Annotated in this window: 14 protein-coding genes and 1 pseudogene; 10 read left to right on the top strand and 5 right to left on the bottom strand. The window is 71.5% G+C overall.

Going from position 1 to position 17,521, the window contains the following annotated elements:
* Window positions 1-131: 131 nt before the first annotated feature.
* The 5 genes from OYE22_RS16385 (at window position 132) to OYE22_RS16405 (ending at window position 5,737) form a co-directional block, all read left to right on the top strand.
* The gene (locus OYE22_RS16385) at window positions 132-1,034 is read left to right on the top strand and encodes a DUF72 domain-containing protein (RefSeq protein WP_277321097.1); all 903 of its coding nucleotides are present in this window, start codon (window positions 132-134) and stop codon (window positions 1,032-1,034) included.
* A 291-nt stretch (window positions 1,035-1,325) separates the two neighbouring features.
* Window positions 1,326-2,228: an LLM class flavin-dependent oxidoreductase gene (locus OYE22_RS16390; protein WP_277321098.1), complete on the top strand. Its 903-nt coding sequence runs from the start codon at window positions 1,326-1,328 to the stop codon at window positions 2,226-2,228.
* 341 nt (window positions 2,229-2,569) lie between these two features.
* Entirely contained in the window at window positions 2,570-3,472 is a 903-nt protein-coding gene (locus OYE22_RS16395; protein WP_277321099.1) for a class I SAM-dependent methyltransferase, read from the top strand.
* 511 nt (window positions 3,473-3,983) lie between these two features.
* Complete coding sequence (gene htpX / locus OYE22_RS16400; protein ID WP_277321100.1) at window positions 3,984-4,886, top strand: zinc metalloprotease HtpX; 903 nt, start codon at window positions 3,984-3,986, stop codon at window positions 4,884-4,886.
* Window positions 4,887-5,152: 266 nt separating this feature from the next.
* Window positions 5,153-5,737 carry a hypothetical protein gene (locus OYE22_RS16405; protein WP_277321101.1) on the top strand — a complete coding sequence of 195 codons (585 nt, stop codon included), beginning with the start codon at window positions 5,153-5,155 and terminating at the stop codon, window positions 5,735-5,737.
* Between the two features lie 254 nt (window positions 5,738-5,991).
* On the opposite strand, the gene OYE22_RS16410 is transcribed toward OYE22_RS16405, so the two are convergent.
* The 5 genes and pseudogenes from OYE22_RS16410 to OYE22_RS16430 form a co-directional block, all read right to left on the bottom strand.
* Window positions 5,992-6,402 carry a hypothetical protein gene (locus tag OYE22_RS16410; protein WP_277321102.1) on the bottom strand — a complete coding sequence of 137 codons (411 nt, stop codon included), beginning with the start codon at window positions 6,400-6,402 and terminating at the stop codon, window positions 5,992-5,994.
* 768 nt (window positions 6,403-7,170) lie between these two features.
* Window positions 7,171-7,968, bottom strand: a pseudogene (locus tag OYE22_RS33440) (MerR family transcriptional regulator); the annotation flags it as partial.
* 166 nt (window positions 7,969-8,134) lie between these two features.
* Window positions 8,135-9,139, bottom strand: coding sequence for a metal-dependent hydrolase (locus tag OYE22_RS16420; protein ID WP_277321104.1), 1,005 nt, complete (start codon window positions 9,137-9,139; stop codon window positions 8,135-8,137).
* Between the two features lie 192 nt (window positions 9,140-9,331).
* Window positions 9,332-11,146, bottom strand: coding sequence for an SDR family oxidoreductase (locus OYE22_RS16425; RefSeq protein WP_277321105.1), 1,815 nt, complete (start codon window positions 11,144-11,146; stop codon window positions 9,332-9,334).
* Between the two features lie 304 nt (window positions 11,147-11,450).
* A complete protein-coding gene (locus OYE22_RS16430; RefSeq protein ID WP_277321106.1) occupies window positions 11,451-12,320 on the bottom strand; it encodes a M24 family metallopeptidase in 870 nt (289 codons plus the stop codon).
* 413 nt (window positions 12,321-12,733) lie between these two features.
* On the opposite strand from OYE22_RS16430, the gene OYE22_RS16435 reads away from it, so the two are divergent.
* From OYE22_RS16435 to OYE22_RS16455, 5 genes are all read left to right on the top strand, one after another.
* Entirely contained in the window at window positions 12,734-13,843 is a 1,110-nt protein-coding gene (locus OYE22_RS16435; RefSeq protein ID WP_277324169.1) for an ABC transporter ATP-binding protein, read from the top strand.
* Window positions 13,833-14,771, top strand: a complete 939-nt coding sequence (locus tag OYE22_RS16440; protein WP_277321107.1) for an ABC transporter permease subunit — start codon at window positions 13,833-13,835, stop codon at window positions 14,769-14,771. The genes OYE22_RS16435 and OYE22_RS16440 overlap by 11 nt, the downstream gene beginning before the upstream one ends.
* 151 nt (window positions 14,772-14,922) lie before the next feature.
* Window positions 14,923-15,840: an ABC transporter ATP-binding protein gene (locus OYE22_RS16445; protein ID WP_277321108.1), complete on the top strand. Its 918-nt coding sequence runs from the start codon at window positions 14,923-14,925 to the stop codon at window positions 15,838-15,840.
* Window positions 15,841-15,857: 17 nt separating this feature from the next.
* Window positions 15,858-16,577 (top strand): ABC transporter permease subunit, encoded by a 720-nt coding sequence (locus OYE22_RS16450; protein ID WP_277321109.1) that lies wholly within the window; start codon window positions 15,858-15,860, stop codon window positions 16,575-16,577.
* Window positions 16,578-16,990: 413 nt separating this feature from the next.
* The gene (locus OYE22_RS16455) at window positions 16,991-17,479 is read left to right on the top strand and encodes a hypothetical protein (protein ID WP_277321110.1); all 489 of its coding nucleotides are present in this window, start codon (window positions 16,991-16,993) and stop codon (window positions 17,477-17,479) included.
* The last annotated feature ends 42 nt before the right edge of the window (window positions 17,480-17,521 follow it).

Below are 17,521 nucleotides of genomic sequence, written 5' to 3' on the forward strand. Positions count from 1 at the left end.
CCGCACTGGTGTGCGTACGGGCGCGCCGGGGCCTGCGCGCGCCCCCTGGCGGGCGGGGCAGTGGTGGGGCAGAGGGGACCGGTGGGCGTCGGGGGACGTTGGCGCGGCCGGGGCCGGGGAAGACGGGCGGCATGGGACGGATACGGGTCGGCACCTGTTCGTGGACGGACAAGGCGTTGGTGGCCAGCGGTTGGTACCCGACGGGTCACCGGGACGCGGAGGGCAGACTGCGGCACTACGCCAGCCAGTTTCCGGTGGTGGAGGTGGACGCCACCTACTACGGCCTGCCCAGCGCGCGTAACAGCCAGCTCTGGGTCGCGCGCACACCGGCCGACTTCCGCTTCAACGTCAAGGCGTTCTCCCTGCTCACCGGGCACCCGACCCGGGCCGGCGCGCTGCCGGCCGACCTGCGTCCGGCGCTCGCCCGACAGGGGCCACGGGCCGGCACCGACCCGGGGCTGCTGGACGAGGCGTGGAGCCGGTTCAGCGGAGCGCTGGAACCGCTGCGCCACGCCGGACGGCTGGGGACCGTGCTCTTCCAGTTCCCGCCCCACCTCGCGCCCGGCAGGTCGGCGGAGGCGTACCTGCGCCGGTGCCGTGAACGCGCGGCAGGCTGGCCGATGGCCGTGGAGTTCCGGCACCCCGGCTGGTGGCAGGAGGGCCGCGAAGCCGCGACGGCCGACCTGCTGACGGAGTTGGACGCGGCCGCGGTGGCCGTGGACATGGCGCGGACGCTGCCCACCTCCGTCCCACCGGTCGCGCGGGTCACCCGGCCCCAACTCGCGGTCGTACGCTTCCACGGCCGCAGCGACGCCTGGGGGACCGGCACCAAGGAGGACAGGTTCCGCCACGACTACACGCCCGCCGAACTGTCGGAGTGGACGCCCCGCGTCCACGCGCTGGCCGAGCGAGCGGACGAGGTCCACGTCCTCTTCAACAACTGCTGCGCCGACGCCGCCGTCAGGGCGGCACGGTCGATGCGCGACCTGCTCGGCTTACCCGCGCCGGCCACCGGCGCGCTCGACGAGGACTGACGACCTGGGTGTCCGGGTGGCGGTCTGGGCACCCGGCTGACGGCCTGGGTGGGGTTGGTGGTTTGGGTGGGGGTGGTGGTCTGGGTGGGGTGGCGCGCGCGTCGGTGGGTGGGTCGGCGGGTGGCCTGGCGGTGGGTGAGCGGGTTGGCGGGCGGTCTGGCGGCCGGTTGGCGGGCGGGTGCGAGGCGTGTGGCGTGGGGGTGTCGTGGGTGGTGGCCGGCGACGGGAGGGGGGTGGCGCGGCTCGCGGGCGGCGTACCGGAGTGTCGTACCCGGCCCCTACTCTCGACGCATGCGACTGAGCACCGTGATTCTGCCGATCCGCCGCTGGTCCGATGGTGGTCGTGCGGAGTGGGAGCGCGCCGAGGACCTCGGCTTCCACACCGCTTACACCTACGACCACCTGTCCTGGCGGACCTTCCGCGACGGCCCGTGGTTCGGCGCCATCCCGACACTGACCGCCGCCGCCGCGGCGACCTCCCGCATACGCCTGGGCACGCTGGTCACGTCGCCGAACTTCCGTCACCCGGTGACGCTCGCCAAGGAACTCATCACGCTCGACGACATCTCCGACGGCCGGATCACGCTGGGCATCGGCGCGGGTGGCTCGGGGTTCGACGCGACGACGCTGCTGGGGGGCGGCCAGGAACCGTGGTCGCCGCGTGAGCGGGCGGCGCGGTTCGGCGAGTTCGTGCCGCTGCTCGACCAGCTCCTCTCGGAGGGCGAGGTGACCGCCGAGGGCGCGTACTACGCGGCGGGTGCGGCGCAGAACATACCCGGCTGCGTACAGCGCCCCCGGCTGCCGTTCGCGGTGGCCGCGACCGGGCCGCGCGGACTGCGGCTCGCCGCGCGGTACGGGCAGGCGTGGGTGACCACCGGCGATCCCAAGCTCGCGGAGGACGCCACCGCCGCCGACTCGCTCGCCGCCATCGGACGACAGGTCGGGCGGCTCGGCGAGGCGTGCGCGGAGGCCGGCCGCGATGTCGGCGAGCTGGACAAGATCCTGCTCACCGGCTTCACCCCGGACCGTCCGCTGGACTCGGTAGGGGCGTTCGTGGACTTCGCCGGCGCGCACGCGGAGCTGGGCTTCGACGAGATCGTGCTGCACGCCCCGATTCCCGACTCGGTCTTCGCCGCCGACCCCGCGGTCTTCGAGAAGATCGCGACGGAGGGCCTGGCCCAGCTCAACGGCTAGGGAGGCGGATCGCGGCGCCGTATCGGCTGGGAGGCATGGCGGATCGGGGGTGCGGTGGCTCGGGTGGGCGCGACTTGGGCGGTGGCGGCTCGGGTCGTGGCGGCTTGAAGCCCGGTGACTCCGAGGGGGGGCGTCGGGCATCCGTGCGAGCGGCGAGGCGGGGCGGGAGTACGGCTCGGGGACAGCCCGTCTCGCGTGGTGGCCGGCGGGTGGCGGTACAGGCAACGCCTGGTGAACGCCCGAAAGACAGGCGCTGACCATGTAGTTCGTCTGACTGACGACCTTCAACGGCTGGCTGACACGGCTTCACAGCGCCGGGGCGCGCACCTAGGGTCCGCTGTGTGAAGTTCCACAGCACTCTGATCGCTTCCCGTTCCGCCCGTCGCGCGCTGCGGCCCGTACTTGACCAGCTCGACCAGCGCATTGACAGAAAGCTTCGCTCAGCCCGCCGTGAACTCACCGTCCTCCGCGAGGAGCTGCGCCGCGCGCACTCCACTGACCTGCTGCTCGGGCGCGACGGCAGGCTGACCGACCGGCAGCCGAGCCGCGAAGAGATCGTGGAACTCGCTGCCCAGATCGCCGTCGTGACCGGACGCGACGGCGCGTACAGGGAAACCGTTCTGGCCTACCGCACCCTGGTGGAGCTGGAGAACCGTGGCGTCGGGCGCATCGCCGGCTCCACCCGCAACATCCTCGGCAAGCTCGCCGCCACGCCGCTGCTCAACCCGCCGAACGGCGAGATCCTGGAGATCGGCACGCTGTACGGGCTGTTCGCCGGTGGCATGGCCCGCCAGTTGCTACGGGCCGGGCTCCCGTACCAGCTCACCATCGTCGACCCGCTCTCACCCGTGCAGCTCCAGCCCGGCTTCGAGATCTCGTCCGACCCGTCGGGCACCCCCGTCACCGAGGCGGTGGTGCGCGCCAACCTCGCGTACGCCGGCGTCGAGGACGCGCGGCTGCGACTGCGCAGGGGCTTCTCGGAGGACCCCGCCGTACGCGAGGAACTGTCCGACCGGCAGTACGGCGTCCTGATCATCGACGGCGACCACTCGTTCGAGGGGGTCGCCAACGACCTGGAGTGGGCCGAGCAGGTGGCCGCGCCGGGCGCGGTGATCGTGATGGACGACTACGGGGACGGTCGGTGGGCCGGCGTGCGCGAGGCCACCGAGAAGCGCCTCGCGGGCGACACCCGGCTGCGCATGATCGGCCAGGTCGCCACGAGCGCCTTCCTCCGCGCCACCTGACCCCGCCCCCTCCACTACCCCCACTACCCCCACAACCCCCACTGCCCTCACGCCCCCCACCCCTTCGCCGTCTCCGCCGCTTCACGGCGGAACACGCCCTGTCCCGCGCCGACCCGGCTGCGCCCAGGCGCCGACCCGGGCCGGCGCGGCCCCGTGCCCGCGCCTGTTGGCTGGGCCGCGCCCCTGGGCCGGCCGGCCTGAGCGGCCGGCCGAGCGCTCCGCTCGGGGGAGAAGCGGCGCGCCTCGTCCCCTGATCGGCGCAGGGCTTGCTGGACCGGAGCCGACGTTCCCCTTCTCGACTCCCATCACACCCGCGTTGACCTGCGCGGTTGCCTGGTCGCGCGAGGCTGGTGGCACGCCCTGCCCGGACCCACTGAGGCTCCGTACGACCGGTCGCGCGCCTTCTTCGTTCCGGAGTCGCACCCCCGCTCGCGGCGCCCGAGGGTCTGCACTTATCTCACGAATACCCCGCAAAGGGGGAGAATCGTAAGAGAGCGCAGAGGAGGGGCTTATGTCACGTACGCGATTCGCGCCGGACCGCGGGCTGGCCACTCGCATGGTGAGCACCATGTTCCTGATCGGGCTGCTGTACGTGGTCCTCGTCGGCGTCCTGGTGGCGCTGCTGGGTAACGCGTGGCCGTTGATCGTGCTGCTCGTGGGCGGGATGTTCATCGCCCAGTTCTGGTTCAGCGACCGGATCGCGGCGTTCAGCATGGGCGCGCGCGAGGTCACCCCCGAGCAGGCGCCGGAACTGCACGGCGCCGTGGACCGGCTGTGCGCGCTCGCCGACATGCCCAAGCCCCGGGTGGCTATAGCCGACAGCGACGTACCGAACGCCTTCGCCACCGGCCGTAGCCAACAGAAATCGCTGGTCTGTGCCACGACCGGGCTGATGCGCCGGCTGGAGCCTGAGGAACTGGAGGGGGTCATCGCGCACGAGCTGTCACACGTCGCGCACCGCGATGTCGCGGTCATGACCATTGCCTCCTTCCTCGGCGTACTGGCCGGACTGATCACCCGGATCGCCCTGTGGGGCGGACTCACGCGGGGCAACAACAGGGACAACGGCCTCGGCGTCGCCCTCCTGGTCATCCCGCTCGTCAGCGCCGTCGTCTATGCCATCAGCTTTCTGCTGACCCGGCTGCTCTCGCGCTACCGCGAACTCTCCGCGGACCGCGCCGCCGCCCTGCTGACCGGCCGCCCCTCCGCGCTCGCCGCCGCGCTGACCAAGGTGACCGGCGAGATGGCCCGCATCCCGACCCGCGACCTGCGGCAGGCCGAGCCGTACAACGCGTTCTACTTCGCCCCCGCCTTCTCCGGCAGCAGCCTCAGCAAGCTGCTGTCCTCGCACCCGACGCTGGAGCAACGCTTGGACCAGCTCGGACGCATCTCCGCACAGCTCGGCCGACCCTGATTGCCGCCCCCGACCCTCCCTTCGCTCCGTTCGTTCCATTCATCCCGTTCGCCATGCTTCGGGTCGCAGCCTGGCCAGCCCCTAAGCGGGGGGCGGGCGGCCGATGCGTGGCTCACGGTGTCGGCGGGGCAGGGCGTGGGTGGCGTGGCGGCGTGTCGGTGGTGCTGGTCTCCCACTCTCCGTCCTGCCCCCCTGCCCCCCTGCCTCCCCCGCCCCCTCCGCCTCCTCCTCCGCCCTCCGCTCCCGCCTCTGAAAGGACGATCTTCGTGGGCTTCCTGGACACCCTGCTCGGCCGCAGCAAGCCGGCCCGCCCGAACCTCGACCAGTTGTTCGCACTGCCATCGGCGGCGATCACCCTGGAGTCCGGCGCCGGGTTCACGCCGACCGGCCAGGGCTCGGTCTGCTTCGCGAGCGTGGAGGGCGGCGCGTTCGCCGGCCTCCAACGCGAGGTACGCGACCTGCTCGACGCCGACACCGAGCGCGGCGGCATTCCGGTCGAGTTCAGCCAGGACGCCTACGGCTTCACCTGGCTCCTCACTCGACACGCCCCGGACGACACCGCCGCCCTGGTCAACGACCTGCACGCGGTCAACACGACGCTGCGCGACGGCGGGTTCGGGCCGCAACTCCTCTGCTCGCTGCTGAGCTTCCGCGACGCACGGGACCGCCCTCTCGCGCTTGTCTACCTCTACAAGCGCGGCACCTTCTACCCCTTCGCCCCACTGCCCGACGCGACCAGCAAGCGGGACAACGGACTCGAACTCCAGATCCGCGCCCTGCTCACCGACGACCTACGCATCGAGAAGGACCTGGGCCGCTGGTTCCCGGTATGGGGCGCGCCGGGCCTCTGACGTCGACCTTTCCTTTCCTCCTCCCTTCTCCCGTCGCCTCCTCTCGCCCCCCGCACTGACCCGTCGACCGGCCGCCCCCAGCCCCGGCGCGCGCCTTTCGCCCGCCGCCCCGGCCCCGCGCGGCCTCCGGCCCGACCCGCGGCTCCCGGCCTGGCCCGCGACCCCCGTGGCCTGGCTCGTGAGGCCTGGCCTGACGCGTGGGCCCGCCCCATCTGCCCCTCGCATGGGGCCGCGCCATCCCGCCGGGCTGCGCCTCAGCGAATGATGCTGTTCAGCCAGGGGGTGAGGTTCCCCGTGCCCAGGACCGGCTCCTTGTACGTGACGTCGCCGGGCAGCGGAACGATCAGCACCTGGGAGGCCGGGAACAACCGCGTGCGTATCCAGGCCCGGCCGCCGAAGACGGCGTCGAGGAAGGCGGGTGCCTGCTCGCGCGGGACGCCGGTGAATTCGACGGTGTCCAGCGTGATGTTCGCGTCGCCCTCGCTGAACGTGTGGATCTGTACGGTCGGCCGCCCCGGGATCTCGATGAACGCCTCGTGTGGGAGCGAGCCGTCCGGGTCGGCGACGGAGAACGCCCCGGCGGCGAGGCGGCGGCCCGACTGGTCTGCCCCGATGGAGTGCTCCACGTTGGCCTGGCGGCCGTACCGTTCCGCGACGGCCAGCACAGCGGCTACGGCGCTCTCCGTACTGTCGACGCGCCGCCCGCCGGGCCCGTACCCCCCGGCCCCGCTCCCACCGTTTCCGCCCGGCGGACCAGGCGGGACGTTCGTAGGTCTCATGCCTTCCCATGATGCCGGACGGAACCTGCGGGCGAAGCGGTGCGCAGTGGGCGCGGGGCTGGGTCGTGGGCTGGGTGCGGCGCGGGCTTGAGCTGGGTGTGGGCGTGGGTTGGCGCGGGTGGTACTGGAACCAGACGGAAGGGCTAGGGGCGGCCCACGCTCGGTACCTCAGCCGCCGGGCTCCGAGGGCGGTGCCTCGGGTATGGCCAGGCGATCCATGCGACGGGCCCACACCTCGCGCTCTGCCGCGCCCGCTATGAAGGTGGACACGTTGGCGTCGCCGACCAACTCGCGCACGACGCGGACGATTTCAGCCGGCAGCGTGACCTCCGCCTGGTCGCCCTGAGGTTGCTGCCACCCGTCCCGCTCGCCGGGCCCTCCGGCCGTCGGTTGGGACCGCGTCCGGCCCTCCGACCCGCTGCCGGTTCGTACTTCGGTCGATCCGCTGTCCCCACTTCCGGTGGCAGCGCCGGGCCGGGGGCCTGACCCGGTGACGTACTGGGCGGAAGGCGGGCCAGTCGGCTCAGGGGCTGGTCGGGTCGTGGGTGGGGGCTGGGTCTCGTCGGGTCGCCGGGTGTGAGGGTGAGCGGTGGTGGGTCGGAGGGAGCCGCCGGGCCGGGGGGTGTCCGGGCGGGGTAGTGGGCCGAACTGGTCGAGGTGGTGGTGCAGGTACCGGGTGGCCACCGCCCGCATCGCACGGGCCAGTTCGGCGTCGATGGTCTGCTGGGCGAGCGGGCGGAAGCGGCGGATCAGGAACGCCGCCTCCTGGGCCTCCGCGTCCGTCGGAGGGTGGTCCAGGTACTGCTGGAACACGTGCTCCGTCGTGAAGTCCAGGAACCGGACCGCGATGTGCTCGATCTGGCCGCGCACCTCCCGTACGTGCTCGGCGATGGCCAACAGCGGCACTCCGGCCGCGTGGAGTTCAGCCGCCACCGACAACTCCCGGGGGCTGGGCACCACGTAGGCGTCCGGGCAATCGTAGTCCGGCTCCAAGATGCCCAGCTCGACGGCCTCCGCGATGGCCGCCTGGTCGGGGGCGCCACCGAACCTGTCGGCCAACTCCGCCCGGCTGATCCGAGCGGCCTTCTCGTCGGTCCAGGGGCCCTCCACCTCGGCGACCAGGCCGAGCACCCCGCCCAGGTCGCGGCCGGCGTCCCATGCCTCAAGGAGTTCCTTGATGCTGGAGAGTGTGTAGCCGCGCTCCAGCAGCGCCGAGATCTGTTGGAGCCGGGCCAGGTGCTCGGCTCCGTACACGTTGGCCCGCCCGCGCCGCTCGGGTCTCGGCAACAGCCCGCGGTCCTGGTATCCGCGGATGGTGCGGACCGTGGCGCCGCTACGGTGGGCCAGCTCCTCGATCCGGTACTCGGGGGGCACGGCGGGTTCGGCGGTTGGTTCCGACACGCTTTGCCCCTTTCTCTCTTCCGGCGACTGTGTCGTCTTCGTCGTTCTCATCGTGGTTGCCATCGAGTGCTGTGTGGTCGTTGTACGCGCGGTCGCGTTGGTGGCCTGCTGCCTACGCCTGCCGCACGTTGCCTGGGCCTGCCTTGCTGTTGTTGTGCTTCGGCTTCGTGTGGTGGCGGGGTCGCGGGCGGGCTGGACGGTGTCTGTCTGCGGCTTCCTACAGCGTGGCGCGGGCGATCGCTCCTGCCGCCGAGCGAGCCGCCGGGGACGAGGCCAGGTACTCCACGGCCCGGCGCAGCGAGCCCTCCTGAGAGGGGTGGTAGGACCGCTTCATGTAGCGGGGTATCGCTCGGCCCAACTCTCCCCAGGTAGGCAACAACCCCTTGGCCACCGCCCGGTTGTGCTCGCGCAGCGAGTACCGCAGGCGTCGGGCCAGTACCGGATCGTGGCGCAGCAAGTAGGCGGTGCCCGACGCCCACAGCCACAGCATCACGGGGGCCACCACGGCCATCGCGTACAGCCGCCGCGCGTAGCCGGTCGCGCCGGTGCCGGCGCAGTGCTGGTACATGTCGAACGCGACGGAGCGGTGCTCGACCTCCTCGGCGCCGTGCCACCGCAACAGGTCCAGCATGACGGGGTCGGTGTCGGCCTCCTCCAGCGCGTTGGCGCCGAGCACCCAGTCGCCGAGCACGGCCGTGAACTGCTCTATGGCCGCTATGACCGCCAGCCGGAAGCGCAACCACTCGCGTGGGGGCACCGGCTGCCTGAACGGCGGCTTGTCGCCGAGCAGGACATCGAAGAGGAAGTCCAGGCGGCGCAGGTACGGCGCGGTGTCCAGGCCCTGGGCCGCGAGGTGGTCGAGGACGTACGTGTGCTGCGTGCTGTGCGTGGCCTCCTGGCCCATGAACCCCTTCACGTCGCGCAGCAGGTCCGGGTCGGTGACCAGTGGCAGGGCCTCCTTGAAGACCTTCACGAACCACCGCTCACCGGCCGGAAGCAGCAGATGCAGCACGTTGATCACATGGGTGGCGGTTGGCTCGCCCGGAATCCAGTGCAGGGGCGTCCCGTCCCAGTCGAAGGAGACACGGCGCGGCGCGATGCGTACGCCGGTGCCCGTCCCGTCCTCGGCACTGGCGCCCGCGGGGCGCTCACCGGCCCCAGCGAGCCCGCCTTGGTCCCCGCCCCCGTACTCGTGCCCGCTCGCCGCAGCACGTCCATCCATGGCGCACGACTCCTTTCCGGTTTCCGGTGTCCTGCCCACCGCCCCGTGACCTCACCGGCGCCCGAGCGTTACGCGGTGACTGGTGACTGGTGACTGGTGACTGGTGACTGGTGACTGGTGACTGGTGACTGGTGACTGGTGACTGGTGACTGGTGACTGGTGACTGGTGGGCCCCGCCCGTGGGAAGCGGGGTCACCCCTTGGGTTCGAGCCTGGCCAGGGCGCGCAGGGCCTTGGGAGCGAAGCGGGACAGCAGGTGCGCGCCGCGGGCCTCCGGCGTGACCGGGACCACGGCCTGGTTACGGGCCACGGCGCGCAGGATCGCGTCGGCTACCTTCTCCGGCGGGTAGTTGCGCTTGCCGTACAGACGGGTGCTGCGGGTGCGGCGGCGCTGTTCTTCCTCGCGGTCCACGCCCACGAAGCGGGTCGTCGTGGTGATGTTGGTGTTCACGATGCCCGGGCAGATGGCGGAGACGCCGATGCCCTTGCCGGCCAGTTCGGCTCGCAGGCACTCGCTGAGCATCAGCACGGCGGCCTTGGACGTGGCGTACGCCGGCAGCATGCGGGTGGGTTGGAAGGCGGCCGCGGAGGCGGTGTTGACGATGTGGCCGCCCTGCCCGCGGTCGGCCATCTGTTTTCCGAAGGTCCGGCAGCCGTGGATGACGCCCCACAGGTTGACGTCGAGTACCTGCTGCCAGTGCTCGGGGCTGGTGTCCATGAAGGCGCCGGATACACCGATGCCCGCGTTGTTGACCAGCACGTCCACCACGCCGTGCGTCTCGGCGACCTTGTTGGCCAGCTTCTCCATCGCCAGCCCGTCGGATACGTCGACCTGCTCGCTCCACGCCTCCGGGGCGCCGATGAGCCGGGACATCTCGGCGGTGCGGGCAGCCCCCTCCGCGTCCCGGTCCACGGCCACCACGCGCGCACCCGCCTCCGCGAACGCGAACGCGGTGGCCCGGCCGATACCGCTGGCCGCGCCGGTCACCAGCACGAGCTGGCCGCCGAAGCGCGCCGCGTACTGGCTCGCGGCGCGCGGGCTCCTGGCAGGCGTGCCATCCTCCACGTTGGTGACGAACTCCGCGATCCATGCGGAGATCTGGTCCGGCCGGGTGCGCGGCGCCCAGTGCTTGGCCACCAGGCTGCGCCGCGTCAACTGGGGCGCCCACTGGTCGAGTTCGTCGAACACCTGCTCCGACACGAAGATGTCACCGGTGGGATGGATGAGCTGGACCGGAACGTGCGCGTAGGCGTCGGTGCGGGGGCGGCGCAGCCTGGCGCGCACGTTGTCCCGGTACATCCACACGCCGCGTGCCCCGTCGGTGGGTAGCGACGAGGTCGGGTAGTCGCCGCCGGGTTCGCTGCGGGTGGGCGTCTTCTCGACCCGGGACAGCAGCGCCGGCCAAGCCTTGGCGAGCGGTCCGCGCCACAGCGCCTCGGGCACGACGGGGGTGTGGAACGCGTAGACGTACCAGGACTTGACACCCTGGCCGAAGAGCTGGCCGACTCGGCGGGGAGTGGGCCGCGTGGCGCGCTTGTGGAGCCAGATGCCCAGGTGGTCCAGGCAGGGTCCGGACATGGTGGTGAAGGAGGCGATACGGCCCTCGGTACGCCCGACGGTGGCGAATTCCCAGCCCTGCACCGAGCCCCAGTCGTGCCCCACCAGGTGCACCGGCGCGTCCGGGCTGACGGCGTCCGCCACGGCCAGGAAGTCGTCGGTCAGCTTCTCCAGGGTGTAGCCCCCGCGCAGCGGCTTCGGCGCGGTCGACCGACCGCAGCCGCGCAGGTCGTACAGGACGACGTGGAACCGGTCGGCCAGCCGCTTCGCTACCTCGCTCCACACCTCCTTGCTGTCCGGGAAGCCGTGTACCAGCACGACGGTCGGTCGCTCACGGTCGCCCAGTTCGGCGACACACAACTGCACGCCGCCGGTGCTGACCCAGCGCTCGGTCGCCCCGGCCAGCGCTCCCGTCTCCACCGCGCCCTGCGCACCGGTGCTCGCTGCCACTGCGTTCGCCTCCATTCCGTCGGCCGTCACGGCCTTGTTCGCTGCCCTGTCCCTGTTGGCCGCCTCGGAACCGCTGGCCTCCGCGGCGCCCCGCGCATCCGCTCCCCGTCCGCCAGCCGTGCCGTCTCCACCCGTGTGAGCCCCGCCCACGTCGCGCACTCCGCCCGTACAGCCGGCCTCGCCATTCCCGCCAGCCCTGCCGATCCTGCGAGCCCCGTCGGCGCTGTCGATCCCGCCCTCGCGTTCGGGGCCCGTCACGCCGGGCGTCTCGCGGGGCTCGCCCCCGGCCCGCCGTCGCGTGCGCTCACGCCGCCTTCTCCTCGGCCCAGCGCCGCACGTGAGGTAGGTCGTCGTCCAGCCAAAAGGCGCTCTGCTCGCAGTCCTTGGAGTCCGTGACGACGAGTATTTCCTCGAACTTGGCGCCCACGCCGCGGAACCCGAGATGGGGCTCCACGGCCCACAGCCCGGGCTGCGGGGGGTGGTCGGAGAAGCGGTACGGACTCCACAGCGGCGACCAACCCTCCCGGTGCCCGCGCAGCGCGTCGCTGGCCAGGCCCTTGAGGCTCTGCGCGCCGAACCCGAAGGCCGTGGGCGCCCAACGACGCTGCTTGACCCGGTCGACCTTGTGCGCGACGACGCCGAAAGGGTAGGCGCGGTGGCGGTTGGTGTAACCCTGCCGGGCCATCAGCCGCTCCACGTCCTCGTATATCTCGCGCAGCGGGCGCCGCTCCCGTACCTCGCGCAGGATCAACTCGCGGTGTTCCCGCAGGTCGGCGAGTAGTTTGTCGTGCAGTGGGCTCGGGCCGAGGAAGCCGGAGTAGCCGATGTCCGCCGTGTAGCCGTTCAGTATCGGGGCCATGTCGAGGATGAACGGCATCCCCGGCTCCAGCTTCCGGTTGGTGGGGAAGAACTGGAGCGGGAAACGGAAGTCGGTGAAGGCCGTGCGGTCGCCGAACCAGGCGAACGGCAGATGGAACCAGTCGCGTACGCCGCGCTCGCGCAGCCATTCCCGCTGCATCCGGGCCGCCTCACGCTCGCTCACGCCGGGGCGCAACTGCGCGGCGACGGCCTCCGCACACGCGTAGGCGAGCCGCTGCACCTCACGGAAACCGCGCAGTTCGGGCGCGCGGCCGGCACGTCGCGTGCTGAGCCGATCGTCCACCGATGTGGTCATGGCACCCGTCCCCTCCCTATGTCATGAAGCCCCGTTGCCCCGCTGCGGATTCGGGCCGAGGGCAGGCCCGCAGACGCGGAAGGCCCGGGGGAGTCCGTCGTCCGGTCCCGCAACTTGACACTGATGAATGTGACAATGACCGCCGGCTACGTCAATAGGTCCGACCGGCCTGTGGAAAACCCTCGGTAACACCTGGCGCGTCCGGGGAGCACTCTCGTGGGTCGGGGCTGCCCGTACTCCGACCCTTACGTTGAAACCGCTGGTCACGCCGGTTCTGAGCGACGAAGGAGTACGCCGGGTGTTCTCCTTGGGGCCTGTACCCCTACGGGTTTCTACGACTCCGGTCGTAGGGCGAAAGGGCCCGTGGAGGGACGCCGGCAGCCAGAAGCGGCACTACCTTCGAACTCGTGACTGTGATCGCTACCCAAGGTCTGAGCAAGCGGTTCCCCCGGGTGACCGCCTTGGACCGGCTCTCCCTCGACATCGCTCCGGGCGTGACCGGACTCGTGGGCGCCAACGGCGCCGGCAAGTCCACGCTGATCAAGATCCTGCTCGGCCTCGCGCCCGCCAGCGAGGGGAAGGCGGCCGTGCTCGGTCTCGATGTCGCCAGCGAAGGTGGGGCGATCAGAGAGCGGGTCGGGTACATGCCCGAGCACGACTGTCTGCCGCCGGACGTCTCGGCGACCGAGTTCGTCGTGCACATGGCGCGCATGTCCGGGCTGCCACCGTCCGCCGCGCGCGAGCGCACGGCGGACACGCTGCGCCACGTCGGTCTGTACGAGGAGCGGTACCGCCCGATCGGCGGCTACTCGACCGGTATGAAGCAGCGGGTCAAGCTCGCCCAGGCGCTCGTCCACGATCCGCAGCTCGTGCTGCTCGACGAGCCGACCAACGGCCTCGACCCGGTCGGCCGGGACGAGATGCTCGGCCTGATCCGCCGTGTGCACACCGACTTCGGCATCTCCGTTCTGGTGACCTCGCACCTGCTCGGCGAGTTGGAGCGCACCTGCGACCACGTCGTCGTCATCGACGGCGGCAAGTTGTTGCGGTCCTCGTCGACCGACGACTTCACCCAGGCCACGGCATCGCTCGCGGTGGAGGTCACGGACAGCGACGCGCATCCGGACGGCACGGCCGCGCTGCGTGAGGCGCTTGAGCGCGCGGGGATCGCGGTGGCCACGGCCGAGCGGGAGGCCGACGGCTCACCGGCGTCGACCAGGGTCCTGTTCGTCGAGGTCACCGGCGACCCGACGTACGACGCGGTGCGCGACGCGGTCGCCGGCCTCGGCCTCGGTCTGGTGCGGATGGAGCAGCGCAGGCACCGCATAGCGGAGGTGTTCCGCACCGACTCCGCGACGGCCGACCCGCCGCCCGGGGCCAGCTCGCAGTCCCCCACTTCGCGGCCCGCTGCCAGCGAGCCCGCCCCACGGCCCGCTGCCCCGCGGTCGCCCGCCCACCAGCACCCCGCGCAGCACGACGCCGCGCGCCAGCACCAGGAAGGAGGCAGCGGCGATGTCGCCTAAGACGCAAGCCGGCGATGCGGCCGGCGCGCGGCAGGTCCCGCGCGGCGCGGCGCCGGCCGCCGATGTCATCCACAACATCGGCTACCGGCACTATGACGGCCCGCGCCTCGGCCGCGCCTACGCCCGCCGCTCGCTCTTCTCACAGAGCCTGCGGGGCGCCTACGGACTCGGCCGTTCCGCCAAGTCCAAGGTGCTGCCGATGCTGCTGGTCGGCGTGATGTGCCTGCCGGCGGGAATCATCGTGGCGGTCGCCGTGGCGACCAAGACCGACGAACTGCCGGTCGAGTACACGCGGTACGCGATCATCCTGCAGGCCGTGATCGGCCTGTTCGTGGCCGCCCAGGCACCACAGTCGGTCTCGCGTGATCTGCGCTTTAAGACCGTTCCGTTGTACTTCTCGCGGCCGATCGAGACGGCCGACTACGTGGTCGCGAAGTTCGCCGCGATGGCCTCGGCCATCTTCCTGCTCACCGCGACACCCGTGCTGATCCTCTATGTGGGGGCGCTGCTCGGAAAGCTCGATTTCGTGGACCAGACGAAGGGGTTCGCACAGGGAATGGTGTCCGTGGCTCTGCTTTCGCTCCTCTTCGCCGGCATCGGCCTCGTGATCGCCGCACTCACGCCGCGCCGCGGCTTCGGCGTGGCCGCCGTCATCGCCGTGTTGACCATCTCGTACGGCGCGGTCAGCGTGATGCAGGGCATAGCCAACGAGCAGGGTGAGACGGGCGCGATCGAGTGGATCGGCCTCTTCTCACCCATCACGCTCATCGACGGCATCGGCTCCGCCTTCCTCGGCGCGACATCCGCGGCGCCCGGCCAGTTCGGCCCGGACGCGGCCGTTGGCGTGGTGTACCTGCTGGTGTACGCCGTGCTGGTCGCCGGCGCGTACGGACTGCTGGTGCGTCGCTACCGGAAGGTCGGGCTGTGACCGCCCGCGCGCGTACGAGGTGCCCCGTTGATCGGTGTGCGACCACAAGCGATCGCCTGGCGGTGCGCCACCCGCGCGGTCACCGTCACCTCTCGGACGCCGCCGTCCGTCCGTCGCCCGCCACCACCCCCCGAAGGAATGGGCCGCGCCCATGAGCACTCTCATCATCGACAACGTCTCGCGCTGGTTCGGGAACGTCGTCGCCGTCAACGACGTGACGATGACCATCAGCCCGGGTGTGACCGGCCTGCTCGGCCCCAACGGCGCCGGCAAGTCCACGCTGATCAACATGATGGGCGGCTTCCTCGCGCCCTCCACCGGCTCCGTCACGCTGGACGGCACGCGGATCTGGCGCAACGAGCAGAGCTACCGGCACATCGGCATCGTGCCCGAGCGCGAGTCGATGTACGACTTCCTCACCGGGCAGGAGTTCGTGCTGGCCAACGCCGAGTTGCACGGGCTCCCCAAGCCGCGCGCCGCCGCACAGCGCGCGCTGGCCACGGTGGAGATGGAGTACGCGGCGGGCCGCAAGATCTCCACGTACAGCAAGGGCATGCGGCAGCGCGTGAAGATGGCGTCCGCGCTGGTCCACGACCCGTCCGTGCTGCTGCTCGACGAGCCGTTCAACGGCATGGACCCGCGCCAGCGAATGCAGCTCATGGACCTGTTGCGACAGATGGGTGCCGAGGGGCGCACCGTGCTGTTCTCCTCGCACATCCTCGAAGAGGTCGAGCAACTGGCCGCGCACATCGAGGTGATCGTCGCCGGCCGGCACGCCGCGTCGGGCGACTTCCGCAAGATCCGCCGGCTGATGACCGACCGCCCGCACCGCTACCTGGTGCGCTCCAGCGACGACCGGGCGCTGGCCGCCGCGCTGATCGCGGACGCGTCCACGGCGGGCATCGAGGTGGACACCGAGGAGGGCGCGCTGCGCATCCAGGCCGTCGACTTCAACCGGTTCACCGAACTGCTGCCGCGCGTCGCCCGCGAGCACGGCATCACGCTCCTCACGGTCTCGCCTTCGGACGAGTCCCTGGAGAGCGTCTTCTCCTACCTCGTCGCGGCATAACGCAAGGAGCCCCAGCGATGTACAACCCCACGGTCGCCCGGCTCACCTACCGGGCGCTGCTCGGCCGCCGCCGCGCGCTGATCCTCTTCTCGCTGCCCGCGCTGTTGGTCGTGATCTCGATCGCGATCCGGCTGATGACGGGGGCCGACGACGCCACCGCCGACGCGATCCTGGGCGGCTTCGCGCTGTCCGTGATGGTCCCGCTCATCGGCGTCATCGCGGGCACCGGCGCCATCGGCCCGGAGATCGACGACGGTTCGGTGGTGTACTTGCTGGCCAAGCCGGTGAAGCGGCCAACGATCATCGTCACCAAGCTGTTCGTCGCGGTCGGCGTCACGATGGCCTTCTCCGCCATACCCACCCTGATCGCCGGCCTGATCCTGAACGGCAACAGTCAGGGCATAGCCGGCGCGTACACCTCGGCCGCCGCCATGGCCTCCATCGCCTACAGCGCCATCTTCCTGCTGCTCGGCACCGTCACCCGGCACGCGGTCGTCGCCGGCCTGGTGTACGCGCTGGTGTGGGAGTCCGTGTTCGGCACGTACGTCACCGGGGCGCGCCAACTCAGCGTCCAGCAGTGGTCCCTGGCCGCCGCCGAGAAGATCGGTCAGGGCGGCGTGATCACCTCGGACGTGGGCCTTCCGGTGGCCGTCGTGTTGCTCGTCGGCGTGACGGTGGTCGCCACCTGGTACGCGGGCCAGAAGCTGCGCGGTCTCACGCTGGCCGGCGAGGAGTGACGACGCCACCGGCACCCGTCCGGCGGTTGGCAGCCGCTGGGTGGGGCCGGGCGGTGAGGCAATGTGGCGTGCGGGGCGGTGACGTTGGCCCTGGCGCCGGCCGACCGCTGGCCAGGATTGGCCGGGCTGGTCGTATTCGCGGGGTGGGAACGTCTTCGCCGTGCGGCCAACCCGCCTCCCGCCGCCTGGAGATGACCCGCTGACACGGACGGCAGCGGCCCGTGGGGAGGGGCTGGAACCGGCCGTCGCGTGGGGGCTAACCCTGCGGGCACCGTGCGGTCACCGGTCCGACACCTACAGGTGACCGTCAGCTCAACGGCACGTGTACAAGCCAAAGGTTGAACAGTTTTTGACCGTTGGCATGGGGGTTGCCATGGGGGGCGTTGTCAGAGGTGGCGAGTAGCGTCTGTGGCATGGGGTACTCGGGTTGGATCATCGTCGCCAAGGGCGATGACACGCTAGCGAAGGAGCCCGCCGTCGCCGCCCACGGGAGCGCGGTCTTGGCGGAGTACGTCCGGGGGGACTGGCGCGAACTGTGGCTGAATGACCGTTGGGGGTTACGGCCGAGCCTGTCGGTGGCAGAGCTGGTCGCGACGACGGGCGCCCCGGCCATGGCGATCTACGTGATGGACGAGGACTGCGCGGTGGCGTACGGGGCGACGCCGTCGGGCCGGCGCTGGGAGGGGGTGTTCTCCGAGGAGGCGGCCACGGCCTACGAGGCGATGCCGCCCGGCTACCACCGCGGCCAGGCCGTTGCCGACGCCCTGTCCTGGGCCGAGGAGGCCGGCCTGACCTGCTGTCCACCCGAACCCGTGGAGACGGCCCTGCGCGACGGCTGGTACTCGGACCTGCTGGAGCGATTCGGCCTGCCGGAAGGCGTGGAGATACACCGGGCGCAATGAGCGAGGCAGCGCCCGGCGGCGGCCCGGGCGCCGGGTCCGACC

Origin of the sequence: Streptomyces sp. 71268, assembly GCF_029392895.1 — a bacterium.
In the GTDB taxonomy this organism is placed as follows: Bacteria; Actinomycetota; Actinomycetes; order Streptomycetales; family Streptomycetaceae; genus Streptomyces.